Consider the following 25,742-nt stretch of genomic DNA (forward strand, 5'->3'; position numbering starts at 1 on the left):
GGGAAAGGTCCACCGTGCGGAGTACTCAGTCCCACAAGCGGCGAACGCCGCTCCTCGCCGCGGCCGTGACGGCGAGCCTGCTGCTCGCCGGCTGCGCGGGAGAGAACGGTCCCTCGGAGGAGGGGATGGGCCTCGACGTCGGCTTCCTGCCGTCGACGCGGGACATGACGGACAAGACCGACCAGCTCATCAGCTTCTGGAACGGGACCTGGCTCGCCGCCCTGGCGGTCGGCGCCGCCGTCTGGATCATGACGCTCGTGTGCATCGTCGTGTACCGCAAGCGGAAGAACGACGACCGCCTCCCGGTGCAGACCCGCTACCACGTGCCGCTCGAGATGATGTTCACGGTCGTCCCCGTGCTCCTCGTCGGCACGCTCTTCTACTTCTCGCAGTCCTCGACCGCGACGATGCAGGACACCTCCGCGGAGGAGGACCTGGTCATCGACATCTACGGCAAGCAGTGGAGCTGGGACTTCGTCTACACCACCGACGGCGTGTACTACTCCGGCGGCCGCATGGACCTCACCGGCGAGGAGGGCGTCGAGGAGACCCTCCCGACCCTGTACCTCCCGGTCGACCAGACGGTCGAGATCGTCGTGCACTCCCGCGACGTCAACCACGCGATCTGGATCCCGGCCTTCCTCTACAAGGTCGACATGATCCCGGGCCGGACGAACTCCTTCGAGCTCACTCCCACCCGCGAGGGCGTATACTCGGGCAAGTGCGCCGAGCTCTGCGGCGAGTTCCACAGCGAGATGCTGTTCAACGTCGCGGTCGTCCCGCAGGAGGAGTACGACGCGATGATGGAGGAGTACCGGGCGAACGGTTGGGTGGGCGATCTGCCCGCGGAGCTGGGGCGTGACTACGACCTGCCCCGCTACCCGGTCGAGAGCGCGAGCGAGGGCAACTGATGGCGACCACGATCGAGGAGTCGGCACACACGTCCGACGGCGGTGAGCTCGTCCCCGGGCTGCGACCGCGGAAGCAGTCGATGGGCAAGATCATCGTCGACTGGATCACCTCGACCGACCACAAGACGATCGGGTACATGTACCTGATCACCGCGTTCGTGTTCTTCGCGATCGGTGGTCTGCTCGCCCTGGTCATCCGGCTCGAGCTCTTCTCGCCCGGCCTCATGCTCCAGTCGGCGGAGCAGTACAACCAGTTCTTCACGATGCACGGCACGATCATGCTGTTCCTGTTCGCGACGCCGCTGTTCACGGCGTTCGGCAACATCATGGTCCCGTTGCAGATCGGCGCGGCGGACGTCGCGTTCCCCAAGCTCAACATGTTCGCCTACTGGCTCTACCTGTTCGGCGGCATCGTCGTCGTGGCCGGGTTCCTCACCCCGCAGGGCGCGGCGAGCTTCGGCTGGACCGCCTACACCCCGCTGTCGACCGAGGCGTTCTCGCCCGGACTGGGTGGTGACCTGTGGGTCGTCGGCCTCGCGATGACCGGTTTCGGCACGATCTTCGGGTCGGTCAACTTCATCGCCACGATCATCTGCTACCGCGCCCCGGGCATGACGATGATGCGCGTCCCGGTCTTCACGTGGACCACGCTCGTCACCTCGCTGCTCGTGCTCATGGCGTTCCCCGTGCTGGCGTCCGCGCTGTTCGGGCTCGGGTTCGACCGCGTGCTCGGCGGGCAGATCTTCAATCCGGAGGCCGGCGGGGCGCTGCTGTGGCAGCACCTGTTCTGGTTCTTCGGCCACCCCGAGGTCTACGTCATCGCGCTGCCGTTCTTCGGCATCATCTCCGAGGTCATCCCGGTCTTCTCCCGCAAGCCCGTGTTCGGCTACCAGACGCTCATCTACGCGACGATCGCCATCGCCGCCCTGTCGATGACCGTGTGGGCGCACCACATGTACACGACCGGCGGGGTGATGCTCGACTTCTTCTCGCTGATGACGATGCTCATCGCGGTCCCGACGGGCGTGAAGTTCGTCAACTGGATCGGCACGATGTGGCGCGGGAAGCTGACCTTCGAGACGCCGATGCTGTGGGCGCTCGGGTTCATGACCACCTTCGTCTTCGGCGGCGTCACCGGCGTCATCCTCGCGGCGCCCGCGCTGGACTTCATCCTTCACGACACGTACTTCGTGGTCGCGCACTTCCACTACACGGTGTTCGGCACGGTCGTGTTCTCGATGTACGCGGGCATCCACTTCTGGTTCCCCAAGTGGACCGGCAAGATGCTCAACGAGACGCTCGGCAAGATCACGTTCTGGCTGACGTTCATCGGCTTCCACACGACGTTCCTCGTCCAGCACTGGCTCGGTGCCCAGGGCATGCCGCGCCGCTACGCGGACTACATGGTCGAGGACGGGTACCAGCTCTACAACCAGATCTCGACGGTCGGCGCGTTCATCCTCGCCAGCTCGACGATCTTCTTCTTCATCAACGTCTACGTCACGATGCGCGGCCCGCGTACCGTGTTCGTCGACGACCCGTGGGGCTTCGGCAACTCGCTCGAGTGGGCCACGGCCTCCCCGGTCCCGCGGCACAACTTCACGTCGCTGCCCCGGATCCGTTCGGAGCGGCCGGCGTTCGACCTCCACCACCCGGAGGTCACCGCCATGGAGCACACGGCGCCCGACGAGTCGGTGCTCGCCGCGGCCGGCCACGGGCGACGATCGTCGACGAACGACCAGGAGGTCCAGCGATGACGGCGCAGCAGCCCGACGGGAGCAGCACGGACCCCATCGGTATCGAGGAGCAGCAGCGCGAGATCCGCCCCATGCGGGTCGAGATCGTCATGTTCACGGCGCTCACCGTCTTCTTCACGCTGTGCGGCGTCGCGTACGCGATCGTCGCGGACTTCGAGTCCGTCGGCACGGTCGGCTTCCTCCTGCTCGGCGGGATGAACGGCTTCGTCGCCGTCTACCTGTGGCTCACCGCGCGCACGACCGACGCGGCGACCCGCTGGGAGGACGACCCGTACGGCGAGATCGCCGACCGCGCCGGCGACATCGGCGACTTCGCCCCGCGGTCGTGGTGGCCGCTCGTGCTCGGCGTCGCAGCGACCTTCGGGTTCGTCGGCATCGCGGCCGGTTGGTGGCTCACCGGTATCGGTTTCGTCATCGCGATCGTCGGCGTCGCCGGCCAGATGTACGAGGCCAACCGCGGCATCCACGCGCACTGATCCATGGGCGCCACGGCGCCGCAGACGACAAACGCGCCCGGCCCTCCACGCAAGGAGGGGCCGGGCCCGTTCGTCGTACGGAAGGAGCGTCAGGCGACGACGAGGCCGCCGGCCGAGGCCTGGACCTTGGCGAGGCGCTCGGCCACGTTCTGCCAGTTCGCGATGTTCCAGAACGCCTTGACGTAGTCCGCCTTGACGTTGAGGTAGTCGAGGTAGAACGCGTGCTCCCACATGTCGAGCATGAGCAGCGGGAGCGTGCCGACGGGCACGTTGTTCTGCTGGTCGAAGAGCTGGAAGACGACGAGCTTGTTCGACACCGAGTCGAAGGCGAGCACGGCCCAGCCGGAGCCCTGGATCGACGTGGCGGCGGCGGTGAAGTGCGCCTGGAACTTGTCGAAGCTGCCGAACGAGTCCTTGATCGCCTCGGCGAGCTCGCCCTCGGGCTGGCCGCCGCCCTCCGGGGAGAGGTTCTTCCAGAAGATCGAGTGGTTGATGTGGCCGCCGAGGTTGAACGCGAGGTCCTTCTCGAGCTTCGGGGCCGCGGCCAGGTCACCGGACTCGCGGGCCTCGGCGAGCTTCTCGAGGGCGGTGTTGGCACCCGTCACGTAGGTGTTGTGGTGCTTGGAGTGGTGGAGCTCCATGATCTTGCCGCTGATGTGGGGCTCGAGCGCCGCGTAGTCGTAGGGGAGCTCGGGAAGCGTGTACGTCATGCATGTCCTCCATCGTCTCGCCGGCCGGGGCCGGGTGTGTCGTGCTCACGGGCTGCGGGCCCGCTCACCAGTTGCAACAGCACGTGCTCCCCATTGTTCCCGGTTCCGTGAGCCCGCGCACCTTCGGACCGGCGGGAGCGGGGAAGGCCCGCCCGGTCCGCGCTCCCGCCGCGAGATCGCGTCCGGGGCGAGGGCCCGCGTGCGTGGTTCGGCGCGCGAACGGCCGGACGACGACGAACGGCGCCACCCGCGTGGGGTGACGCCGTTCGTCGTCGTGCCGGTGGTCGAGGTGCCGGTCAGTCCCGGATGAGACGCGCGCTCGAGAGCGAGGCGGGCGGCTCCTCGTGGTGCTCCTCGGCGGGGTCCGTGCCCTCGACGAGGCCGTGGCGGTGCGTCTCGGCCTCGGCGAGCTCGGCGGGCGTCACCGGCTCGACGCGGTCCTCGTAGAACCACCTCGAGAAGGCCCGGCGCAGCTTGCCGGGGCCGCGCTGGCCCGCAGGCCGGTCGACACCGTTCTCGTCGACCTCGGGCTCCTCGAGCACCGGGCGACCGGCCTCGTAGCCGACGAGCGTCCAGCGCTCGTGCTCGTCGAGGGGGCGGTGCCAGCTGTGCATCGAGCCGTCGGGCAGCTGGACGAGCCGGCCGGTGTTGTGGCCCTCGAGGACCAGCTCGCGGTCCCGGCGCTGCAGCGCGAGGCAGATGCGCTTGACGAGCGGGAAGAGGATGAACGGGAGCGCGAAGAAGGCGACCCGGAACGCCCACGTGATCTGGTTGATCGACAGGTCGAAGTGGGTGGCGATGATGTCGTTCGAGCCGGCCGCGAACAGCAGCCCGAACTCGGCGATGATGATGACGCCGACGGCGGTGCGCACGGGCACGTTGCGCGGGCGGTCGAGGACGTGGTGCTCGCGGCGGTCGCCGGTCACCCACTGCTCGATGAACGGCCACATGGCCAGGAGCCCGAAGAGGATGCCGGGGATGACGACGCCGGGCACGAGCACGTTGAACGGGATCGTGAACCCGCCGATGACGACCTCGGTCTGCCCCGGCATGAGCCGGAGCGCGCCCTCGAGGAAGAGCATGTACCAGTCGGGCTGGGCGCCGGCGCCCACGGGGGAGGGGTCGTAGGGCCCGTAGTTCCACACGTTGTTGATCGACATCGTCGCGCCCATGAGCGCGAGGACACCGAACACGACGAAGAAGAAGCCGCCCGCCTTGGCCATGTAGACCGGGAACAGCGGGAACCCGACGACGTTCTTCTCGGTCCGGCCGGGGCCGGGGTACTGCGTGTGCTTGTAGACCACGACGAGCATGAGGTGGACGGCGACGAGCGCGAGGATGAGCCCCGGGATGATGAGGATGTGCACCGTGAACAGCCGCGGGATGATGTCGGTGCCCGGGAACTCCCCGCCGAACAGCCCGTAGCTGGCGTAGCTGCCGATGATCGGGATGCTCTTCGCCACGCCGTCGGCGATGCGCAGGCCGTTGCCCGAGAGGACGTCGTCCGGCAGCGAGTAGCCGGAGAAGCCGGCGAGCAGGCCGAGGATCATCAGGCCGAAGCCGACGAGCCAGTTGATCTCGCGCGGCTTGCGGAACGCACCGGTGAAGAAGATGCGGAACATGTGCGTGACGATCGACGCCATGAACAGCAGGGCGGCCCAGTGGTGGATCTGCCGCATGAGCAGACCGCCCTTGACCTCGAAGGACATGTAGACGGTCGAGCGGAACGCCTCGGACATCTCGACGCCCTGCATCGTCACCGGGAGGGCGTCCTCCGGGTAGACGGTGTGGCCCATCGAGGGGACGAAGAACATCGTGAGGAAGATGCCCGTGATGATGAGCGTGATGAAGCTGTAGAGCGCGATCTCGCCCAGCAGGAACGACCAGTGGTCGGGGAACAGCTTGCGGGCGAACTCCTTGACGAGCTTCGCTCCGCCGACACGCTCGTCGAGCATGACGCCGGCCTTGCCGGCCGCGGTCCGCGGCGCGGAGGCGGGCAGCGCGTTGGGGGTGGCGGTCGTGGTCACTTGAGACGCTCCCAGTAGCTCGCCCCGATGGGCTCGTCGAAGTCGGCGGTCGCGATGAGGTAGCCCTCGGTGTCGACGGCGATCGGCAGCTGCGGCAGCGGGCGCTTGGCCGGGCCGAAGACGACCTTCGCGCCGTCGGTCATGTCGAACGTCGACTGGTGGCACGGGCACAGCAGCTCGTGCGTCGTCTGCTCGTAGAGCGCGACGGGGCAACCCACGTGCGTGCAGATCTTCGAGTACGCGACGATGCCGTCGTAGCTCCAGTCCTGCCGCTCGGGTGCCTCGGTGATGATGCCGGGGTCCATCCGGACGAGGATGACGACGGCCTTGGCCTTCTCCTCGTAGTAGTGCTCCTCGGCGTCCATGCCCTGCGGGACGATGTGGAAGACCGAGCCGCGCGTGACCGCGGAGGCCTGCACCGGGTCGCCCGTCGGGTCGATCGCGAGGCGGCGGCCCACGCGGCCGTCGGCCGTCTCGCCGAAGAAGCTCGGGTCGGCGTCCTCGGGCGTGTCGCCCCAGATCGTGTGGCGGAACTTGTCGACGTCCCAGTCCCGGCCGAGGTTGCCGACCAGGGGCACGACGAAGGGGAGCGGGGCGAGGGCGAGGGCGCCGGCGAGCGCGCCCTTGAGCAGCGGTCGGCGGGCGATGTTCGAGTCGTCCGCGCCGCGCTGGAGGATCTGCTGCGCCTCGGCCCGCTCGGCGGCGCCGGACGCGACGGAGTGGCGCTCCTCGATCTGCTCCTCGTCGTTCATCAGCGACTTCGCCCAGTGGACGGCCGCGATCCCGATGCCCAGCGCGCCGATCCCGAGGCCCAGGCCGAGGGAGAGGTTGGAGAGCCGGACGCTCATCATCTCGGCGTTGAGCGGCAGGACGACGTAGAGGACGATGCCGGCGACCGACGCGACGATCGAGATCGTCAGCAGGGCCACGACGATGGCCTCGGACCGCTTGGCGGCGGCCGGGTCCGAGTCGCCCAGGCGGTGCTTGTGCGGGGCCAGGCCGGGGTTCTCGAACCGCTCCTGGACCGCGACCGCGGAGTCGCTCTCGCGGCCGGTCGCCACCTCGCGGTGGTGGTCGTTGTGGGGGGTGGTGCTCACGAGGACTTCGCTCCGATCCAGACCGAGGCGGCGACGAGGACGCCCATGCCGACGATCCACACCCACACGCCCTCGTTGACGGGGCCGACGGAGCCGAGCGAGAGCCCGCCCACGGACACGTCACGCTGCGCGACGAGGTAGGCGATGACGTCCCGCTTGCCCTCGGGGGTGATGTTGGCGTCGTTGAACACCGGCATCGACTGCGGGCCGGTGAGCATGGCCTCGTAGATCTCGGTCGGGGTGGAGCCGTCGAGGGCGGGCGCGTACCGGCCCTCCGAGAGGGCGCCGCCGGCGCCGACCGCGTTGTGGCACATCGCGCAGTTGGTGCGGAAGAGCTCCATGCCGTTGGCGGCGTCACCCATCTCCGGGTCGACCTGCTCGGCGGTGGGAACCGACGGGCCGGGGCCGAGGGCCGCGACGAACGCGGCGACCTGGTTGATCTCCTCGGGCGTGAAGCTCGGGTTGCCGGCGGGGGCCTGCGGGCCGTTCATGCGCATCGGCATCCGGCCGGTGGCCATCTGGAAGTCGACGCTCGCCGCGCCGACGCCGACGAGCGACGGGCCGATGTCCGTGCCCGTGGCGTCGAGGCCGTGGCAGGTGGCGCAGTTGGCCTGGAACAGCCGCTCGCCGGCCTCGGCGTCCTCCGAGGAGCTCTCGGCGGACGTCGCGTCCGCGGTGCCCGCGTCGACGAGGGCGAGGACCCCGCCCGTCATCAGCAGTGCGAGCAGGAGCAGGATGACCGGTGCGTACCGGCTCCTCCTGCGGGCGGCGAGTGCCTTCACGATTCTCGACCTCTCGGTGGTGAGTGCGGTGGTGGGGGTCGTGGGATGTCGGGGCTGGTCCGGACCTTTCCGTGCCGCGCCCCGGCGACGCTATCTGATGACGTAGATGATGATGAACAGGCCGATCCAGACGACGTCGACGAAGTGCCAGTAGTACGACACGACGACGGCGGAGCCGGCCTCGAGGTGGCCGAAGACCTTGGCCTGGTACGAGCGGCCGAGGACGTAGAGGAACGCGATGAGCCCGCCGATGACGTGCAGCGCGTGGAAGCCGGTCGTGATGTAGAAGACCGACGAGTACGAGCTCGCCTGGATCGTCACGCCGTGGTGCATGAGCTCGATGTACTCGGTCGTCTGACCGGCGACGAAGATCGCGCCGAGGACGAAGGAGAGCACGTACCACTCGTTCATGCCCCAGCGGCGGATGTCGAGCATCGAGCCGGTGCGGGACTGCTGGAACCGCTCGGCGGCCCACACGCCCATCTGGCAGGTGAAGGAGCTGGCGACGAGGATAATCGTGATGCTCAGCGCCCACGGGAAGTTGAGGACGGACGCCTCGTCCGACCACGCCTCCGGTCCGGCGACGGACCGGTGCGTGAAGTACATCGCGAACAGTCCCGCGAAGAACATCAGCTCCGAGCTGAGCCAGACGATGACGCCGACCGACAGCGGGTTCGGCCGGTTCACCGTTCCCGGGACGTGGGCGGGTGCAGAGGTAGACGACACCCGGTCATTATGACCCACCCGAGGAGGTGCGCGGACCTCTCCCGTCGGCGCGCCGACAGGTCGGGACGGCCGCGCGACGTGGTACCCGCGGGGGAGGCGGCCGGTCCCGGCGGTCTGTGGGTCGCGCCACGGCCGGGTGGCGCGGCGCGGCGGGCCTACGATGTGCGGGGCAGCCCGGCCGTGCCGGGCCGCCGGGCACCGGACTTGTGAGGAGCAGGACATGACCGTGACCAGGGCCGACCATGGGGCCGAGCCGGCGAAGGACGTCGACGAGGGACGCCTGAGAGTCCTCGTGTTCTCGGACGACTCCGCCACCCGCCGCGAGATCGTCTCCTCGGTCGGGCGGCGCCCCGCGCGCGACGTCCCCCTGGTCGACCTGGTCGAGACCGCCACGGCCGAGGCGGTCGTCGAGGCCGTCGAGGCCGGCGGGATCGCCGCTCTCGTCCTCGACGCGGAGGCGGCCAAGGAGGGCGGGATGTCGCTCACCCGCCGCCTGAAGACGAGCGTCTACAACTGCCCGCCCGTGCTGCTGATGATCGCCCGTCCCCAGGACCGGTGGCTCGCCACCTGGTCGGAGGCCGACGCCGTCGCCACCTACCCGGTCGACCCGCGGGAGCTCCAGGAGGCCCTGTCCGGCCTGCTCCGCGAGCGCCTGTCGTGAGGTCGGGGCGCGCCGCACGCTGGCCCGACCTCCTCGCCCGCGTGGTCGCGGGGGAGGACCTCTCCGCCCGGGACACCGCGTGGGCGATGAACGAGGTGATGACCGGCGCGACGGACGACGTGGTGCTCGGCGGCTTCCTCACCGCGCTCAGCACCAAGGGCGAGTCCGTCGAGGAGCTGCGCGGGCTCGCCGACGAGATGCTCGCGCACGCCCTGCCGGTCGACGTGCCCTCCGACGTGGTCGACATCGTCGGGACGGGGGGCGACCGCCTGCGGACCGTCAACATCTCGACGATGGCCTCGCTCGTCATCGCCGGGACCGGCGTGCGCGTGGTCAAGCACGGCAACCGGGCGTCGTCCTCCGCGTCCGGCTCGGCCGACGTCCTCGAGCGGCTCGGGGTGGATCTCGACCTCGACGTGCCCACGGTCGAGCGGGTGTTCCACGAGAACGGCCTGACGTTCTGCTTCGCCAACATGTTCCACCCGTCGATGCGGTACGCCGCCCCCACCCGGCGCGCGCTGGGGATCGGGACGGCGTTCAACCTGCTCGGGCCCCTGACGAACCCGGCCCGCCCCCGCGCGGGCGCCATCGGCGTCTCCCCGGTCCGCAGCGCCCCGCTGGTCGCCGGCGTGCTCGCGGCCCGCGGCACCTCTGCGCTCGTGTTCCGCGGACGCGACAACGGGCTCGACGAGCTGTCGTCGACCACCGTCAACCAGGTGTGGGAGGTCACGGACGGCGAGGTGCACGCCCGCGAGATCGACGCCGTCGCCCAGCTCGGCCTGGCCCCGACCACGGTCGAGGACCTGCGGGGCCAGGACGCCGGCTACAACGCCGGTGTGGCGGAGCGGCTCCTGGCCGGCGAGACCGGTCCCGTGCGCGAGGCGGTGCTGCTCAACGCGGCCGCCGCCCTCGTCGCCGACGGCACCCTGCCCGGGCTGGACCGTGCGGAGCAGCCGGACCTCGTCGCGCGGCTGCGGACGGGCATCGACCACGCCCGGGAGTCCGTCGACACCGGCGCCGCGCGCGCCCGGCTCGACCGCTGGATCGAGCTCACCGACAGCTGAGGGCCGGACCTCGCCCAGAATATCAAGCGGGAGAACTGGATTGTTCGATATCCAGTCCTCCCGCTTGATTCATTGGGCAGTCAGTCGAGGCCGATGTGGAACGCCTGCTCGAGGTCGTTGCGGGAGTAGGCCTGGAACGCGAGGTACGTCGTCGTCCCCGTGACGCCCTCGATCTTGCCGAGCCGGTCGGACACGACGACCGCGAGGTCCTCGTGCTGCGCCACCCGGGCGATCGCGACGAGGTCGAAGTCCCCCGTGACGGAGTAGACCTCGGCGATGCCGTCGAGGTCGGCCACGCCCTGGGCGACCTCGGGGATCCTGGCCACGTCGGCCTCGATCATGACGATGGCGGTGAGCATGTCTCCTCCTGGAGGTCGGTCGGTCGCCGGGCGGTGCCGGGGCTGGGACGGCGTCAGCGGCGCCGGCCCCCATCATCCCCGATGAGCGAGTCGGGTCCGGGCGGCAGGGGCAGGGAGGCGGCACCGCCGGTCGGCGAGCCGAGCGGCGCGTCGCCGGAGTGCTCGACGATCCGGGTGCCGCCCCGCCACAGCCAGTCGGCGAGGATCTCGGTCTCCTCCGCCGACGCCGCGCCCCACTCGCTGCTCGGCGGTTGCACGTGCTCGGCGGTCGCGACGAGGTCGGCCACGGTGTCCATCGGGTCGACGCCCCGCGGGGACACGGCGGTCCCGGCCAGCCGGCCGTGCCGCACCACGACGATCTCCCACCCGCCGGCGGCCAGGGCGCGGGCGGCGACGATCTGCGCGGTCGCGACCAGCGGACGCAGCAGCTCGGTGCGCCGGGCCGCGACGAGCAGCGCCCGCAGCCGGTCGCGCTCCGTCCCGGCCTCCTCGTACCGCTGCCGTGCGGCCAGCTCCCGGATCCGGGCACGCAGCCGGGCGTTCACCTCCGAGACGTCGCCCGCCAGCACCCGGCGCACCGCCGCGACCGCGTCCTCGTGCGGGAGCGGCTCCGACGTGCCGGCGGCACGCGTGCGGGGGCGGATCTCGAGCAGTGCGGGGGAGCCGACGCACGGCGCCGAGCACTGGCCGAGCTCGGCGAGCGCGCAGGCGCGGGCGTCGGCGCGCGGGGTGGCGGGCAGTCGCGTGGTGCAGCGACGCACGGGCACGGCGGCCTGGATCGCCTCGACCGCGCGCTGGGCCGCCCTGTGGGACGTGAACGGCCCGATCGCGGAGTCCAGGCCCCCGGCCGGCAGGGATCGGACGATCGTCACCCGCGGGTGCGCCTCGTCGGTCAGCCGGACCCAGGGCATCCGCGCCGGCCGCTTCGAGCGCCGGTTGTAGGGCGGGTCGAGCTCGGCGATGAGGCGCAGCTCGCGGACCTGGGCCTCGAGCACGGTGGCGCACGGGATCTCCTCGACCGACACGGCCAGGTCGACCATCTCGCCGATCCGCGCCCGGCGCTCGGCGCTCGTGAAGTAGGAGCGCACCCGCTGGCGCAGGTTCGTCGCCCGGCCGACGTACAGCACCTGCTGATCGGGGCCGACGAACCGGTAGACGCCCGGGCCGCGCGAGAGCCCGTCGGCGAGGGTCGACTTGCGTCGGCGGTGGGCGGGCACCTGCTCGGCCAGCGTCGGCAGGTCCTCGCGGTGCGTGATGCCGAGCGGGGTGAGTCGGCCGATGAGGGCGTGCAGGACGTCGACGGTCGCGCGCGCGTCGGACAGGGCCCGGTGGTCCGGCGTCGTCGTCGCCCCGAAGTACGCGGCGAGCGTGCCGAGCTTGCGGTTGGGCACCTCGTCGTTGGTGACGACGCGGCGGGCGAGCTGGACGGTGTCGACGATCATCGGCCGGGGCCACTCCCGCCCGGCGCGGCGGAACGCCTCCTTGAGGAAGCCGACGTCGAACCGCGCGTTGTGCGCGACCAGAACGGAGCCCGTCTCCAGGCCGGCCATCTCGAGGAAGGTGGGGAGCACCTCCTCGATCGGCGGCGCGGGCGTGACCATCGCCGTCGTGATGCCGGTGAGGACCGTGATCTGCGGCGGGATGGGGACGCCCGGGTTGACCAGCGTGCCGAGCTCGGCGAGCACCTCGCCGCCGCGGACCTTGACGGCACCGATCTCGGTGATCCGGTCCGACCTGGCCGCCCCGCCGGTGGTCTCCAGGTCGACGACGACGAACGTCACCTCGCTCAGCGGCGTCCCGAGCTCGTCGAGCCCGACCTGGTAGGGCCGGCCGCCCGGCCCGCCGTCCTCGGTCGCGAGGCGGCGACCGGGCGGCGGGGCGAGCATCGAGGTCATCCCGTGAGGCTACGGACGCGCGCCGACAACGCGCGCGAGCGGGACGGGTCCGGCGCGTCGGAGCGGCGTGGCCCCACGCGCCGTGGTCCGCGCCCGACGGCGTTCCCGTCGGCCGCGTGACATGGCTCCGCGGTCACGACGAGGTGCCGGCCCCGCCGTTGTCGCGTCGGGTCCGGGCGTCGGAGTAGAGCGAGTCGACGACGTCGGCGTGATCGGCGAGCACCGCGGACCGCTTCACCTTGAGCGACGGCGTGAGGTAGCCGTTGTCGACCGTGAGGTCCTCGGGGAGGATGACGAACTCCTTGATCTGCTCGGCGCGCGAGAACTTCGTGTTGACCCGGTCGATGCCCTGCTGGAGCCGCTCGCGGACGAACGGGTCGGTGCGCGCCTGCTCGGGCGTGAGCGGGTCCCGGCCGTGGTTCGCGAGCCAGCCGGGCAGCATCTCCTCGTCGAGCGTGAGCAGGGCCGCGATGAACGGCTGCTTGTCGCCCACCACCACGCACTGGGAGACGAGCGGGTGTCCGCGCAGCGGGTCCTCGAGCAGGGCGGGGACCACGTTCTTGCCGCCGGCCGTCACGATGATCTCCTTCTTGCGGCCGGTGATCCGCAGGTGCCCGTCGTCGAGCGAGCCGAGGTCGCCCGTGCGGAAGAAGCCGTCCTCGGTGAAGGCGTCCGCGCCGACCCCGCCGCGGTAGCCGCGGAACACGGGCAGGCCCCGCACCTCGATCTCGGAGTCCTCGGCGATGCGGATCTCGGTGCCGGGCATCGGCAGGCCCACCGTGCCGATGCGCAGGGAGTCGGGCCGGCAGACGGCGATCGGCGCCGTCGTCTCGGTGAGGCCGTAGCCCTCGAGGACGACCAGGCCGACGCCGCGGTAGAAGTGCCCGAGCCGCTCGCCGAGCGGCGCACCGCCCGAGACCGCGTACTTCAGGCGGCCGCCCATGACGTCCCTCAGCTTGCCGAGGACGAGGCGGTCGAGGACCCGGTAGCGGGCCTTGAGCAGGGCGGAGGGGCCCGAGGGGGTGTCGAGCGCCCGCGAGTACTGCTCGGCGGCCTGCGCCGCAGCGCGGAACAGCTTGAGCTTGATGCCGCTGCCCGCCTTCTGCTCGGCCGAGTTGTAGACCTTCTCCCAGATCCGGGGGACCGAGAGGAGGAGGGTGGGCCGGAAGACGGCGAGGTCCGCGACCGCCTCCTTCGGGTCGGGGGCGTGCCCGAGCGGGACGCCGGCGGCGAGGATGAGGACCTCGACGAAGCGGGCGAAGACGTGGGCCAGCGGGATGAACAGCAGCGTGCAGGAGCCGGGCTGCGCGACGACCTCGTGGAGGTCGTGCACCGACTCGACGGCGAGCACGGCGAAGTTCTCGTGGGTGAGCTCGGCGCCCTTGGGGCGGCCGGTCGTGCCCGAGGTGTAGATGATCGTCGCGAGGTCGGCGAGCCGGACGGCCCGCTGGCGCTCCCGGACCTGCTCGTCGGTCACGTCGGCGCCGCGGGTGGTCAGCTCCTCCAGGGCGCCGTCGTCGATGACGAGGACCTCGCGCAGCGTCGGGGTGCCACCCTCGAGCGTGCCCGCCTCGCGCAGGACCTCCGCGTTGGCCCCGGTCTCCGCGAACGCGACCGTGACCGCGGCGTCGTTGACGATCCACTGGGCCTGGTCGGACGCGGAGGACTCGTAGATCGGTACCGGCACCGCTCCGACGTACCAGGCGGCGAGGTCGAGGAGCGTCCACTCCAGCCGGGTGCGGCACATGATCGCGACCGAGTCGCCGGCTCCGACCCCGGAGGCGACGAGGCCCTTCGCGAGCGCCTCGACGCGGGCGAGGCTCCAGGCGGCGTCCCGGTCGACCCACTCGCCGTCGACCTTCTCCCGGAACAGCACGCGGCCCGGTGTCTCCCGGGCGTGGTCGACCAGCAGAGTGGTGATCGAGGAGTCGTCGGGCACGTCGATCACGCGGGGGAGCGAGGCGATCGGGCGGGGGGCGTGCTCGCTGGACATGGGGGCCTCCGTCGGCTCGTGGTCCTGCCGGGCGAACGCGGCCGCCCTGACGTCGTTGGTGGGGCAAGAGTAGGCGGCGGCGGGCGGTCCTGCGCGCGGCGCGACGACGCGGTCCGGCCGTGTCGGTGTCTGCGCCCGTCGCCGGTGCAGCCGTTCCCGGCGCGTCGCCGCGCACGGCCCGGCGCGCGGCGCGACCGGCCGCGGGGCGTCCCGGTCAGACGACGGCGCCGTCCGAGCCGTGGCCGCGCTCGCCGGGGAGACGACGGACGAGCAGGGTGATGCCCCCGATCGTGACGGCGAGCCCGAGCAGCATGATCAGCACCGACGGGGGACGACCGACCAGGCCGAGGACGATGCCGGCGACGATCGGGCCGATCGCGAGGAGCCACCCGACGACAGCGCCGGGGTCGGACAGGTCCGGTCCGGGCGGGTCGGGCTCGACGAAGCCGTCGATGCCCCACGCCGGGTCCTCCGGGTGCTCCTCGAGCAGCTCGTCGCGCGGCCCGAGCGGACGGGGCGTGCGCGCCGGCCGGTCGTCGGTGGCCGGGGGAGCCGGGGAACGGACGGGCGCGGCACCGAGCTGGTCGAGGATCGACGCGAACCGGCGGTCGACCTCTGCGTCGTCGAGCTCGCCCGCGCCGGAGGTGTTCGCGCCGTCGGGCCGCCCCGCGCCGGAGGGGGACCGGTCGTCGGAGGGGTTCTCGTCGTCGGGATCCTCGGGAGAGGTGCCGGGACCGGGCTCGCGCCCGTGGTCGTTCCCCGCGGACGGCGGGCCGACCGACGTCCGCTCGTCGTCGCCCGGCTCCTCGGGGTACGTGGTCACCCGGCCACGGTATCGCCGCGGGCGCCCGCGCGGGCCGCGGGGGCGGCGGCCCCGCTCCTAGGATGGAGGGGTCCACGATGACCTCGCCGTCGAAAGGCCACCCATGACTGTCCGCCGCGTCGCCCTGCTCACCGCGGGCGGGTTCGCCCCGTGCCTGTCCTCCGCCGTCGGCGGCCTGATCGAGCGCTACACCGAGATCGACCCCGAGGTCGAGATCATCGCCTACCAGCACGGCTACCACGGGCTGCTCACCGGCACCTCGATCGAGATCACCCCCGAGGCGCGCGCGCAGGCACCGATCCTCCACCGGTTCGGGGGCAGCCCGATCGGCAACTCGCGCGTCAAGCTGACGAACGTCAAGAACCTCTTCGAGCGCGGGCTCGTGGCGGAGGGGCAGAACCCGCTCCAGGTGGCCGCCGACCAGCTCGTGGCCGACCGGATCGACGTCCTGCACACCATCGGCGGCGACGACACCAACACCACGGCCGCCGACCTCGCGCAGTTCCTCGAGGAGAACGGCCACCACATGACGGTGGTCGGCCTCCCGAAGACGATCGACAACGACATCGTGCCCGTCCGGCAGTCGCTGGGGGCCTGGACCGCCGCCGGCGAGGCCGCCGAGTTCGCCGCCAACATCGTCGGCGAGCACCGGTCCAACCCCCGCATGCTCATCGTCCACGAGGTGATGGGGCGGCACTGCGGGTACCTCACGGCGGCCGCCGCCCGGCGCTACCGGACGTGGCTCGACGCCCAGGAGTGGGCGCCGGCGCTGGGTCTGACCCGCGAGCGGTGGGACGTGCACGCGGTCTTCCTGCCCGAGCTGCACCTCGACATCGACGCCGAGGCCGAGCGCCTGCGCGCGATCATGGACGCCCAGGGCAACGTCAACGTCTTCCTCTCCGAGGGCGCGGGCGTCCCCGAGATCGTCGCCGAGCTCGAGGCGAGCGGCGAGGAGGTCGAGCGCGACCCGTTCGGCCACGTCAAGCTCGACACGATCAACCCGGGCGCCTGGTTCGCCGAGCAGTTCGCCGAGAAGCTCGGCGCCGAGAAGGTCATGGTGCAGAAGTCGGGTTACTTCTCCCGCTCCGCGGCCGCGGACCCGGACGACCTGCGGCTCATCAAGTCGATGACCGACCTCGCCGTCCAGGTGGCGCTCGAGGGCGGCTCCGGCCTCATCGGGCACGACGAGGAGCGCGGCGGGCTCCTGCGCGCGATCGAGCACGAGCGGGTCGCCGGGGGCAAGGCGTTCGACATCTCCCAGGAGTGGTTCACCGACCTCATGGCCGCGACCGGCCAGGACGTGCGGGCCGCGGAGCAGACCGCGCACTGACGCGTCGCGGGCGCGGTGGCGGCGACGTCACCGCGCCCGCGCGTCGTAGGTCACGTCCGACGACCGGGCGGGACGTCCCCGGCCCGCGGCGCCCTGCCTACGATGGCGCGGTGAACGTCGAGCCCACCGCGGAGACCCTGGCCGGACTGCAGCAGTGGCGGAGCATGACCGCCGCCCAGCAGCCGACCTATCCCGACCCGGAGGCGCTGTCGGCCGTCGTCTCCGAGCTCGAGTCGAGCCCCCCGCTCATCTTCGCCGGCGAGGCGGACCGGCTCACCGGTCTCATGGCCGCCGCCGGACGCGGGGAGGCCTTCCTCCTCCAGGGCGGCGACTGCGCGGAGACCTTCGCCGAGTCGACCGCCGACCGCATCCGGAACAAGATCCGCACGATCCTGCAGATGGCGGTCGTCCTCACCTACGGCGCGAGCCTCCCGATCGTCAAGATGGGGCGGATGGCCGGCCAGTACGCCAAGCCGCGCTCGAGCGACCTCGAGACCCGGGACGGCGTCACGCTGCCCTCCTACCGCGGGGACGCCGTCAACGCGCACGGCTTCACCGAGGAGGACCGGGTGCCGGACCCCCAGCGGCTGCTCGGGATGTACCACCGCTCGGCGACGACGCTCAACCTCATCCGCGCCTTCACGGGCGGCGGTTTCGCCGACCTGCGCCTCGTCCACGAGTGGAACCGCGGGTTCATCGAGAACCCCGCCCACGGCCGCTACGAGTCGCTCGCCGGCGAGATCGGCCGCGCGCTGCGGTTCATGGCCGCCGCCGGGGTCGACTTCGACGCGCTGCGCACGGTCGACATGTACTCCTCGCACGAGGCGCTGCTGCTGGACTACGAGGCCGCGCTCACGCGGATCGACCACCGCACCGGGCAGCCCTACGGCACGTCGGCCCACTTCCTGTGGATCGGCGAGCGCACCCGTCAGCTCGACGGCGCCCACGTCGACCTCCTCTCGCGCGTGCGCAACCCGATCGGCGTCAAGCTCGGCCCGAAGGTCACGCCCGACGAGGTCCGCAGCCTCATCGACCGACTCAACCCCGACGGCCTCGCCGGCCGGCTCACCTTCATCTCGCGCATGGGCGCGGGCATGGTCCGCGACGCGCTGCCGGGCATCGTCGAGTCGGTCGTCGCGGACGGCCGGCCCGTGACCTGGGTGTGCGACCCGATGCACGGGAACACGATCACCTCCCCGTCCGGCTACAAGACGCGGGAGATGGACACGATCCTCGACGAGGTCCGCGGGTTCTTCGAGGTGCACCAGCAGATGGGCACCGTGCCCGGCGGCCTGCACGTCGAGCTGACCGGGGACGACGTCACCGAGATCATGGGCGGCGCCGACCCGATCGACGACGCGGGGCTCGCCCGCCGGTACGAGACGCTGGTGGACCCGCGTCTCAACCACCAGCAGTCGCTCCAGATGGCGTTCGAGGTCGCGGAGATGCTGCGCAGCTGAGGCCGCGCGGACCGCGGCGGGGAGCGGCGAGGTCCGGGCCGCCCCGCGCCCGGTCCCGGCCTGGACCCGGACGGTTCGCAATGGCCGGATGTGGCCCGGCTGGTTCTCGCCGACCGGGCGTCAGACCACGCGGAGCGTGACGACCGTGCCGGGCTCGACCATGGCCCCCGCCGCGGGCGTCTGCTCCCGCACCGTCCCGTAGAACGCGCCGAGCACGTCCTCTCGCTCCGGCTCGAGCCCGAGCTCCTCGAGGCGGGCGATCGCGTCGTCGACGTTCTCGTTGAGGAGGTCGGGGACCTCGACGAGCTCGGGGCCGAGCGAGATGACGATCTCGACCTGGTCGCCGACGTAGGCGTCGCCGTCCGCGGGGTCCTGCGAGATGACCAGGCCCTCGTCGACGGTGTCGGAGTGCTCCTCGACGACGTCGGGCTCGAGCCCCGCCTCCCGGAGGGCGTCGGCCGCGTCCGCGCGGGTCTCGCCCGTCACGTCCGGCACCTCGGCGGGCTCGCGCCCGTCGGACACGACGACGTCGACGGGGCGGTCGTGCGGGACGACCTCGCCCGCCGCCGGGTCGGTGGAGACGATCTCGCCCTCGGGGACGGTGTCGTCGTAGGCGGTCGTCACCTCGCCCAGGGTGAGCCGGGCCGTGGCCAGCACGGACTCCGCGTCCTCCAGGGGCGTGCCGACGACGTCGGGGACCGCGAGCGTCTCGACGCCGAGGGAGACGATGACGGTGACGGAGCCGTCGCGCGTGCGTTCGCCCGCCGCCGGCGTGGTGGCGACCACGTTGCCCTCGGAGACGTCGTCGGAGTAGGCCTGCTCGAGCTCGGTGCTCAGCCCGGCGTCCTCGAGGGCGGCGACCGCGGCGTCGCTCGTCCGGCCCGTGACGTCGGGGACCGTCGTGCCCGCGAGCGGGCCCGCCGTCAGCAGCCACCAGCCGCCCGCGAGGAGCGCCGCGAGGACGACGAGCAGGAGCGAGACGACGCCGGTGCGTCGCCGCCGGACGACCCGCGCACGGGTGGACGACGTGCGTGCGGCCCGGCCCCGGTGCGAGGGGCCGGAGCCGGTCGGTGACCCCGGGTGGTCGGACGACCGCCCGTCGTCGCCGGCGCCGCGCAGGGCGATCGGACGGGTGTCGTGGGAGTCGGCGGGGGTGGCCCTGACCGGTCGGGTGACCGGGTGGACCGGGGTGTCGTGGCGGGACGGTGCGTCGTGGTGGGACGCGGAGCCGGACGCGTCCCGCTCGCGCGGCGCCGGGGCGGTCGTCGGCGCGTCCGGCGATCCCGCGGCGGCCCGGGCGGGCGACCCGGTACGGGCCGCCGCGCCGTTCGCAGCGCGGGTGTGTGCCGTCCCGTCGGCGGTCTCCCGCGCGCCGGTGTCCACGTCCGACGTCGCGAGGCGCGCGCCCGATCCGGCCGGACCGCCCGATCCGGCCGGACCGGCGGATCCGAGCGGTCGCGAGCCGGCGGGCACGGGGCGCGTGGCGGAGGCGGCCGGGCGCGAGCCGGCGGGCGCGGGTCGTGACCCGGTGGCGGAGGCCTTCGCCCTGCGGGGTGCGGGTCGCCCGTCCGGACGGATCGAGCCGATCGGGATCGCGACCGACCGCGAGGCGGTGTCGACCGCGCCGGTGTCGGCCGAGGTGCCGGTCGGCTCGTCGTCGAACACGGCCGGCGGGCGGGGCTCGACGTCGGAGCGCATGTCGAGGACGTCGTCGGGCAGGACGGCGCGGGTGCGGCGCACGAGAGCGAGCGCCTCGCCGGCGTCGGCCGGCCGGTCGTCCGGGTCCTGGGCCGTGAGCGCGGCGACGAGGTCGTCGACCTCGCGCGGGATCCACGGCAGCTCCGACCCCGGGCCGGGCACGGCGCTGTTGACGTGCTGGAAGGCCACCTGCGCCGGGGTCGTCCCGGTGAAGGGCTGCCCGCCCGTGAGCAGCTCGTAGGCGACGATGCCGGCGCCGTAGACGTCGGCGGGCGGGTCGGCGACGCCCTCGAGGACGGTCTCGGGCGCGATGTAGGCGACGGTCCCGAGCACGGTCCCGGACGTGGCCGCCGTCGTCTCGCTGATCGCGCGGGCGAGGCCGAAGTCCGCGACCTTCACCCGGCCGTCCGCGGTGACGAGGATGTTCTCCGGCTTGATGTCCCGGTGGACGAGGCCCGCGCGGTGCGCGGCGGCGAGGGCGTCGAGCACCTGCTCGAGGACGTCGAGGGTCTGCCCGAGGGTGAGCGAGCCGCGGGCCCGCAGCTCGTCGCGGAGGTTGGGGCCGTCGACGAGCTCCATCGCGAGGTAGGAGGACTCGCCGGTCACGCCCTGGTCGTGGACGGCGACGACGCCGGGGTGGGACAGGCGGGCGGCGGCCCTCGCCTCGCGCCGGAACCGGCGCACGAAGTCCGGGGACTCGGCGAGGTGGGGGTGCATGATCTTCACCGCGACCACGCGCTCGAGCCGCAGGTCCTGCGCACGGTAGACGCTGGCCATGCCGCCTCGGGCGATGCGCTCGATGATCCGGTAGCGCTCGTCGACGAGGTGGCCGGCCAGCGGGTCGGCGCGGGTGTCCACGGGCGGATGCTATCCGGGCGCGGACGGCCTCAGGTGGACCCGCGCCGGGCCGGACACCCCTGGTGGCAGGGGCGGCCCGGTCCCGGCGCGGTCGTGACGTCCCTGGTCAGAACCGGTTCATCGCCGCACGGACGGTGTCGACGTAGTTCTCGGTGTCGGGGTACATGCCGTGGGCGCGGACGCCGCCGAGTCCCTGGTAGTAGGCGGCGATGCCCTGGTCGGAGTCGTCCGCCGAGCGCTGGAGCGCGCGGATGATGGCGACGCCGGCGACGACGTTGTCCTGCGGGTTCATGATGTTGAGCGGGCGGCCCACGAGGTCCGAGGCCCACTCGCCCGACGACGGGATGACCTGCATCGTGCCGATCGCGTTGGCGGGGGAGACCGCGGCGTGGTTGAAGCCGGACTCGACGAACGCGTGCGCGAGGGCGAGCCGGGGGTCGACGCCCATCGACACGGCCGTGCTGCGCACGAGCTCCTGCATCGAGGCCCGCGAGGGGACCCCGGACGCGACGAGCGCCGTGCGGTTGGCGTTCGCCGCGCCGACGACGGCCTCGGGGTACGTGCGTCCCGCGAAGGTCGAGCCGACCCCGCCGGAGGTGTTCCCGGGGTCGGAGGTGGCGGGGCCGGCGGCCGCGGCGCCGGGCATCGTCAGGGTCTGGCCCACGTAGATCCGGCCGTCGGAGCCGATCGAGTTGGCCTCGGCGATCTCCGCCACCGAGGTGCCCTGGGCGCGGGCGATCCCGGTGAGGGTGTCTCCCGCGCGCACCGTGTAGCTGCCGCCCGTGGACGAGGCCGACGACGACGGAGCCGCGGCGTCCGTGGCCTCCGCGCCGCCCGCGCCCGGGATCGTCAGGGTCTGCCCGGTGCGGATGACCGTCCCGGTGAGGGAGTTCGCCTGCTGGATCTCGCGCACCGACGTGCCGTGGGCACGGGCGATGCCGATGAGCGTGTCACCGGCGGAGACGAGGTAGCTGCCGCCGGTCGACGAGGTCTGCTCGGCGTTCGCGGGCGCGCTCGCGCCCGGGACGGTGAGGGTCTGGCCGGCCAGGATGAGCGAGCCCGACAGGGAGTTGGCCCGCTGGATCTCGCGCACCGTGGTGCCCAGCTCGCGGGCGATCCCGGTAAGCGTGTCCCCGCGGCGGACGGTGTAGCTCGTCTCCTCCGGCGAGAGGCGCACGGGTGTGGCGGGGGAGGTGCGGACCACGGCGACGGGTGCCGAGGTGACGGCCGGTGCGGGTGCGTGCGTGGTGACGGGCGCCTGGAGCGCCGCGTCCTGCACGGCGGGAGTCTGGGTGGCCGGCGCCGGGACGTCCGACGCGACGGCCGGGACGGCGAGGAGCGTCGGCGCACCGATCGCCGTGGTGGCGATCGCGGCGAGGGTGATCGGTCGGTGGGTGGTACGGCGATGCGCGCGTGCGACGGCGGGCATGTGTCCTCCGGGAAGTGGTACGCGACCCACCCCTGCGAGCATGCCCCCAGGCTGCGGGTGTGAACAGATTGACAGGTGTTACTGGTGTAACGATTGGGACACTAGTGGTTGTTGGGGCAGGAGTCGAACGTGTGGCGCGTCCTGGACGGCCGGGCGGGTCGGGAGCCGCCGGCGCGGCGGTCGGCGGGTGCGGGGTCGTGGACGGAGCGGGGAGGGACCGGGGTGTCGGCGTCGGACCCCGGCGTGACCGAGGGGCTTCCGCGACTACGCTGGCCGTCATGCCTGGACCGACCTGGATCTCCGTGCCCGAGGCCGCCGACCTGCTCGGCATCCGCGACCGCGACGTCCGTCAGCTCGTCCGGGACGGTCGCCTCGTGACGGTGCGGTCGTCGACCGGGGCGGCGGGGATCGCTCGCGAGATGCTCGACCTGGCCGCCGAGCCCCCGGCGGCCCTCGACGGCCTCGCCGGCACCCTCACGCTGCTGGGCGACGGTGGGATGTCACCCGAGACGGTCGTCGACTGGCTGTGGGAGCGGGACGACGAGCTTGAGGAGACGCCGATCGAGGCGCTCCGGTCCGGTCGGGTTCACGCGGTACGCCGCGTGGCGCTCGCGCAGGCGTTCTGAGGGCCGGGCCGCTCTCCTAGGCCGAGCGGGTGACGAGCGCGGCCGCGAGGGCCTCGAGCACCTGACGGGGTGCGTCGTCGAGCGCAAGGTCCGTCAGGGCCCGGCCGGCGGCCTGCTCGCGCTCGTCGATGAGGCGCTCGTGCGCCGCCCGGGCGCCGGTCGAGGTGATGACCTCCCGCAGCCTGTCCACCCCGGCGGCGTCGAGCGCGGGGTCGCCGACGAGCGCCTCGATCTCGTCCCGCTCGTCCGGGCCCGCGGCGCTCCACGTGAGCGCGAGCAGGGCGGTCCGCTTACCCTCCCGCAGGTCGTCGCCCGCGGGCTTCCCGGTGACCTCGGGATCTCCGAACACGCCGAGCTCGTCGTCGCGGAGCTGGAACGCCTCGCCGAGCGGCTCGCCGACCGCCCGGAGCCCGGTGACGAGCTCCGGCGCGCCGCCCGCGAGCGCCGCTCCGAGCGCGAGGGGGTGCTCGACCGAGTACCGCGCGGACTTGTGCCGCAGCACCGTGAGCGAGCGGGTGAGCGCGCCGTCCGGGTCGGTGCGCAGCGGGGTGGCCGCCGCCCGGACGTCGAGGTACTGCCCGGCGGCGACCTCCGCGCACATGTGGTCGTAGATCGCCCGGGCGGTCGCGCCCGGTCCCGCGTCGACGGCGGCGCGGGCGGCATCCATCGAGGCCGACGAGGCGGCCAGGAGGAGATCCCCGAGCAGGATCGCCCCGGCCACGCCGAACGACACCGCATCGCCGTCGAGCCGCTGCTCGCGGTGCGTCCCGGAGATGGCGACGTGCGCCGCCGGGAGCCCGCGGCGCACGTCGGCGCCGTCCATCACGTCGTCGTGGACGAGCGCCGCCAGCTGGAAGAGCTCGAGCGCCGCCCCGGCGCGCACGACCGGGTCCGGCGCGTCGACCTCCTGCGGGCCTCCGGCGGCGAGGTGCCCCGCGTAGGCGAGGAGGGCGCGCGACCGCTTCCCGCGGGCGAGCAGGGCGCGACCCGGGTCGACGAGGGCGTCGAGCCGGCCGGTCAGCCCCTCGAGCCGCGCGAGCGTGGCCTCGAGCTCGGTGCGCGTCGCCGCGTCGACCGCCGAGCGGACGGCGGGCAGGGGGGCGGGCAACGCGTCGGGGGCCATGGGGTCAGGGTACGGGCGCGGGTCGGCCACGAGGTCCCCGGGCGAGTCCACAGGTCGCCGTGCGGCGGTGCTGTGCACAGGGCCGCTCCGGGCGGTGGGAGCCGGCTGCCAGCGTGCTCGCATGACGCCAACGACGCTCCGACTGTCCTGCGACGCCGACCTGGTCGGCGCCGTCCCGCACCTCTTCGGGTTCGTGCCCGAGGAGTCCCTCTCGCTGCTCACGGTGCCGATGCCGCCGGGGCCTCCCGGGGTCGGACCGGCCGCGCGGCTCGAGCTGACCGAGGCGGGCGGCCCCGGCGGGCAGCCCTACGTCGCCGGTGTGATCTCCCGGTTCGCCCGCGACAGGTTCGGCATCTACGCCGCGGTCGTGCACACCGACCTCCCGCTGAGGGACGCGTGCGAGTCGCCGGTCGTGCTCACCGCGGTCCGGAGGGTCCGCGAGCTCGACGACCCTCGCGTCGGCGCGTGGGTCGTGGCGCGCGACGGGTGGCAGCGCCTCCCGGGGCACGCGCCGTTCGAGGACCGGTCGGGTCCGCGCCCGCTCGACGAGCTGGGGCACGCACGGGCCGTGACCGAGCTCGTGCTCACGGGCTCGGCGCCAGTCGCGGGTCGGGCTGACCTGGGGATCGCGCGCGAGCCGGACTCCGCGACCGGGAGCCTCCTGCTCGACGCGCTCGCGGACCGGATGCAGCGGCGTCTGCCGGGGGTGGTGCTGACCGTGCGCGCGTACGACGAGCTCGTGACCCGCAGGCTCCGTCCCGACCAGGGGCTGAGCGGGCGGGACCGGGAGCTGCTCGCCCGGCTCCTCCTCGGCCTCGAGCGGCCGGGCGTCCGTGACGCCGTGCTCACGCGCGTGCTCGTCGGGACGGGCATGCCGGTCGAGCTGCTGACGGAGCCCGAGCTCGTCGGGCAGCTGTGGACGGGTGGTCCCATCGAGGCCGCCGACCGTCGCCGACCGCTCGAGGTGCTGGCCAGGTTCGCCCCCTCGGGGGTCGTGGCGCCGACGTCGGCGCTCCTCGCCCTGCTGGCGTGGCGCCGCGGGGAGGGGGCGCGCGCGGCCGTGCTCGCCGAGCTCGCGCTCGAGGATCGGCCGGAGTACAGCCTCGCCCGCCTCGTGCTCGAGGTGCAGGCATCCGGGGCGATCCCGCCGGCAGCCCGGCAGGACGCGCTCGAGGATGACGCGGACGACTGGTTCGGTCCGTCGCCGTTCCTCGACGAGCCCGGCGGGCACCCCGACCTCGACGATCTCTCGGACATCGAGGAGGACGGCCCCGACGGGTCGTGGTGGCTCGGTGGTCCGCCGACCGACGACCGGTGCCTGCAGATGTACACGGAGGAGCTGATCGACGAGATCGAGCGGGGCGACGGGCGCTCGGGGACCACGTGAGGACGGCGCGGGCCGCGCCGAGCGCGCTGCGGTGGCAGGCGTCGCCCGGGACGTCCGGGTAGCGTCGTCCTGGCGCGCACCGCACGGGTGGCCGCGCGGAGGAGGACCCGATGCACGTCGTCGTCGCGTACCTGGCCACGCCCGAGGGCGAGGCCGCGCTCTCGGAGGCGATCGCCGCCGCCACGGAGCGGGACGAGCGGGTCGTCGTCGTCCTCACCCGTGCGCGGACCGAGGTGGACACGCAGACGGTCGTCGAGGTCGATGCGGACGCCGCCCGCGCCCGCCTCGACGAGGCGGACCTCGCCTACGAGATCCGGTACGTCGGGCTGGGGCGGGACGCCGGGCACGAGATCGTGCAGGCGGCCGTGGACACGCAGGCCCGGCTCGTCGTCCTCGGCCTGACGCGCCGCGCACCGACGGGCACCCTGAGCCTCGGCTCCGGCGCCCAGCACGTCCTGCTCGAGTCGCCGTGCCCCGTGCTGGTCGTCCATCCCTGATCCCGCCCGGCCGCGTCCCCGGCGCCGTACGCTGGAGGGCGCAGCCCACCCGC

Annotated in this window: 22 protein-coding genes; 10 read left to right on the top strand and 12 right to left on the bottom strand. The window is 72.9% G+C overall.

The genetic code is table 11. The features are described 5' to 3' along the window. Positions 1 to 14: 14 nt before the first annotated feature. From ctaC to AC24FB_RS14325, 3 genes are read left to right on the top strand one after another with little or no spacing between them, the layout of a single operon-like run. The gene (gene ctaC / locus AC24FB_RS14315) at positions 15 to 911 is read left to right on the top strand and encodes an aa3-type cytochrome oxidase subunit II (protein WP_425713309.1); all 897 of its coding nucleotides are present in this window, start codon (positions 15 to 17) and stop codon (positions 909 to 911) included. Continuing rightward, complete coding sequence (gene ctaD / locus AC24FB_RS14320; protein ID WP_425713310.1) at positions 911 to 2,668, top strand: aa3-type cytochrome oxidase subunit I; 1,758 nt, start codon at positions 911 to 913, stop codon at positions 2,666 to 2,668. Before ctaC ends, ctaD begins: the two co-directional genes overlap by 1 nt. Further along, on the top strand, positions 2,665 to 3,144 hold the full coding sequence (locus AC24FB_RS14325) for a cytochrome c oxidase subunit 4 (protein ID WP_425713311.1): 480 nt from the start codon (positions 2,665 to 2,667) through the stop codon (positions 3,142 to 3,144). The genes ctaD and AC24FB_RS14325 overlap by 4 nt, the downstream gene beginning before the upstream one ends. Positions 3,145 to 3,233: 89 nt before the next feature. On the opposite strand, the gene AC24FB_RS14330 is transcribed toward AC24FB_RS14325, so the two are convergent. The 5 genes from AC24FB_RS14330 to ctaE all read right to left on the bottom strand — a co-directional run bounded on the left by AC24FB_RS14330 (position 3,234) and on the right by ctaE (position 8,486). Next, positions 3,234 to 3,854, bottom strand: a complete 621-nt coding sequence (locus AC24FB_RS14330) for a superoxide dismutase (RefSeq protein WP_425713312.1) — start codon at positions 3,852 to 3,854, stop codon at positions 3,234 to 3,236. A 296-nt stretch (positions 3,855 to 4,150) separates the two neighbouring features. After that, positions 4,151 to 5,881, bottom strand: coding sequence for a cytochrome bc1 complex cytochrome b subunit (gene qcrB, locus AC24FB_RS14335; protein WP_425713313.1), 1,731 nt, complete (start codon positions 5,879 to 5,881; stop codon positions 4,151 to 4,153). Next, the gene (gene qcrA / locus AC24FB_RS14340) at positions 5,878 to 6,978 is read right to left on the bottom strand and encodes a cytochrome bc1 complex Rieske iron-sulfur subunit (protein ID WP_425713314.1); all 1,101 of its coding nucleotides are present in this window, start codon (positions 6,976 to 6,978) and stop codon (positions 5,878 to 5,880) included. The genes qcrB and qcrA overlap by 4 nt, the downstream gene beginning before the upstream one ends. After that, entirely contained in the window at positions 6,975 to 7,760 is a 786-nt protein-coding gene (gene qcrC / locus AC24FB_RS14345; RefSeq protein ID WP_425713315.1) for a cytochrome bc1 complex diheme cytochrome c subunit, read from the bottom strand. Before qcrC ends, qcrA begins: the two co-directional genes overlap by 4 nt. A 90-nt stretch (positions 7,761 to 7,850) precedes the next feature. Then, positions 7,851 to 8,486, bottom strand: coding sequence for an aa3-type cytochrome oxidase subunit III (gene ctaE, locus AC24FB_RS14350; RefSeq protein WP_425713316.1), 636 nt, complete (start codon positions 8,484 to 8,486; stop codon positions 7,851 to 7,853). 220 nt (positions 8,487 to 8,706) lie between these two features. Here ctaE and AC24FB_RS14355 point away from each other — a divergent pair, with 220 nt between their 5' ends. Both AC24FB_RS14355 and trpD read left to right on the top strand, forming a co-directional pair. After that, a complete protein-coding gene (locus AC24FB_RS14355; RefSeq protein ID WP_425713317.1) occupies positions 8,707 to 9,147 on the top strand; it encodes a hypothetical protein in 441 nt (146 codons plus the stop codon). After that, the gene (gene trpD / locus AC24FB_RS14360; RefSeq protein WP_425713318.1) at positions 9,144 to 10,211 is read left to right on the top strand and encodes an anthranilate phosphoribosyltransferase; all 1,068 of its coding nucleotides are present in this window, start codon (positions 9,144 to 9,146) and stop codon (positions 10,209 to 10,211) included. The genes AC24FB_RS14355 and trpD overlap by 4 nt, the downstream gene beginning before the upstream one ends. An 80-nt stretch (positions 10,212 to 10,291) precedes the next feature. Here trpD and AC24FB_RS14365 read toward each other — a convergent pair whose 3' ends face one another. The 4 genes from AC24FB_RS14365 to AC24FB_RS14380 all read right to left on the bottom strand — a co-directional run bounded on the left by AC24FB_RS14365 (position 10,292) and on the right by AC24FB_RS14380 (position 15,281). Next, positions 10,292 to 10,570 carry an Lrp/AsnC family transcriptional regulator gene (locus AC24FB_RS14365; RefSeq protein ID WP_425713319.1) on the bottom strand — a complete coding sequence of 93 codons (279 nt, stop codon included), beginning with the start codon at positions 10,568 to 10,570 and terminating at the stop codon, positions 10,292 to 10,294. A 53-nt stretch (positions 10,571 to 10,623) separates the two neighbouring features. Beyond that, positions 10,624 to 12,465 (bottom strand): DEDD exonuclease domain-containing protein, encoded by a 1,842-nt coding sequence (locus AC24FB_RS14370; RefSeq protein ID WP_425713320.1) that lies wholly within the window; start codon positions 12,463 to 12,465, stop codon positions 10,624 to 10,626. 133 nt (positions 12,466 to 12,598) lie between these two features. Next, positions 12,599 to 14,458, bottom strand: a complete 1,860-nt coding sequence (locus AC24FB_RS14375) for an AMP-dependent synthetase/ligase (RefSeq protein ID WP_425713321.1) — start codon at positions 14,456 to 14,458, stop codon at positions 12,599 to 12,601. A 214-nt stretch (positions 14,459 to 14,672) separates the two neighbouring features. Continuing rightward, positions 14,673 to 15,281, bottom strand: a complete 609-nt coding sequence (locus tag AC24FB_RS14380) for a hypothetical protein (RefSeq protein ID WP_425713322.1) — start codon at positions 15,279 to 15,281, stop codon at positions 14,673 to 14,675. Positions 15,282 to 15,384: 103 nt separating this feature from the next. On the opposite strand from AC24FB_RS14380, the gene AC24FB_RS14385 reads away from it, so the two are divergent. Both AC24FB_RS14385 and AC24FB_RS14390 read left to right on the top strand, forming a co-directional pair. Beyond that, positions 15,385 to 16,611, top strand: coding sequence for a pyrophosphate--fructose-6-phosphate 1-phosphotransferase (locus AC24FB_RS14385; protein WP_425713323.1), 1,227 nt, complete (start codon positions 15,385 to 15,387; stop codon positions 16,609 to 16,611). A 110-nt stretch (positions 16,612 to 16,721) separates the two neighbouring features. Then, a complete protein-coding gene (locus AC24FB_RS14390) occupies positions 16,722 to 18,071 on the top strand; it encodes a class II 3-deoxy-7-phosphoheptulonate synthase (protein WP_425713324.1) in 1,350 nt (449 codons plus the stop codon). Positions 18,072 to 18,191: 120 nt separating this feature from the next. Here the strand turns inward: AC24FB_RS14390 and AC24FB_RS14395 are convergent, their stop codons facing one another. Together AC24FB_RS14395 and AC24FB_RS14400 are read right to left on the bottom strand one after the other, a co-directional pair. Beyond that, complete coding sequence (locus AC24FB_RS14395) at positions 18,192 to 20,627, bottom strand: PASTA domain-containing protein (RefSeq protein ID WP_425713325.1); 2,436 nt, start codon at positions 20,625 to 20,627, stop codon at positions 18,192 to 18,194. A gap of 106 nt (positions 20,628 to 20,733) precedes the next feature. After that, complete coding sequence (locus tag AC24FB_RS14400) at positions 20,734 to 22,056, bottom strand: lytic transglycosylase (RefSeq protein ID WP_425713326.1); 1,323 nt, start codon at positions 22,054 to 22,056, stop codon at positions 20,734 to 20,736. A 278-nt stretch (positions 22,057 to 22,334) separates the two neighbouring features. On the opposite strand from AC24FB_RS14400, the gene AC24FB_RS14405 reads away from it, so the two are divergent. Then, positions 22,335 to 22,682 carry an Rv2175c family DNA-binding protein gene (locus AC24FB_RS14405; RefSeq protein WP_425713327.1) on the top strand — a complete coding sequence of 116 codons (348 nt, stop codon included), beginning with the start codon at positions 22,335 to 22,337 and terminating at the stop codon, positions 22,680 to 22,682. A gap of 16 nt (positions 22,683 to 22,698) precedes the next feature. Here the strand turns inward: AC24FB_RS14405 and AC24FB_RS14410 are convergent, their stop codons facing one another. Next, positions 22,699 to 23,805 (bottom strand): polyprenyl synthetase family protein, encoded by a 1,107-nt coding sequence (locus tag AC24FB_RS14410; protein ID WP_425713328.1) that lies wholly within the window; start codon positions 23,803 to 23,805, stop codon positions 22,699 to 22,701. 121 nt (positions 23,806 to 23,926) lie between these two features. Between AC24FB_RS14410 and AC24FB_RS14415 the strand changes: the two genes are divergently transcribed. After that, positions 23,927 to 25,192, top strand: coding sequence for a DUF4192 family protein (locus tag AC24FB_RS14415; protein ID WP_425713329.1), 1,266 nt, complete (start codon positions 23,927 to 23,929; stop codon positions 25,190 to 25,192). A 110-nt stretch (positions 25,193 to 25,302) separates the two neighbouring features. Continuing rightward, complete coding sequence (locus tag AC24FB_RS14420) at positions 25,303 to 25,689, top strand: universal stress protein (RefSeq protein ID WP_425713330.1); 387 nt, start codon at positions 25,303 to 25,305, stop codon at positions 25,687 to 25,689. Positions 25,690 to 25,742 lie beyond the last annotated feature (53 nt).

This window comes from Georgenia sp. Z1344, from assembly GCF_057652375.1.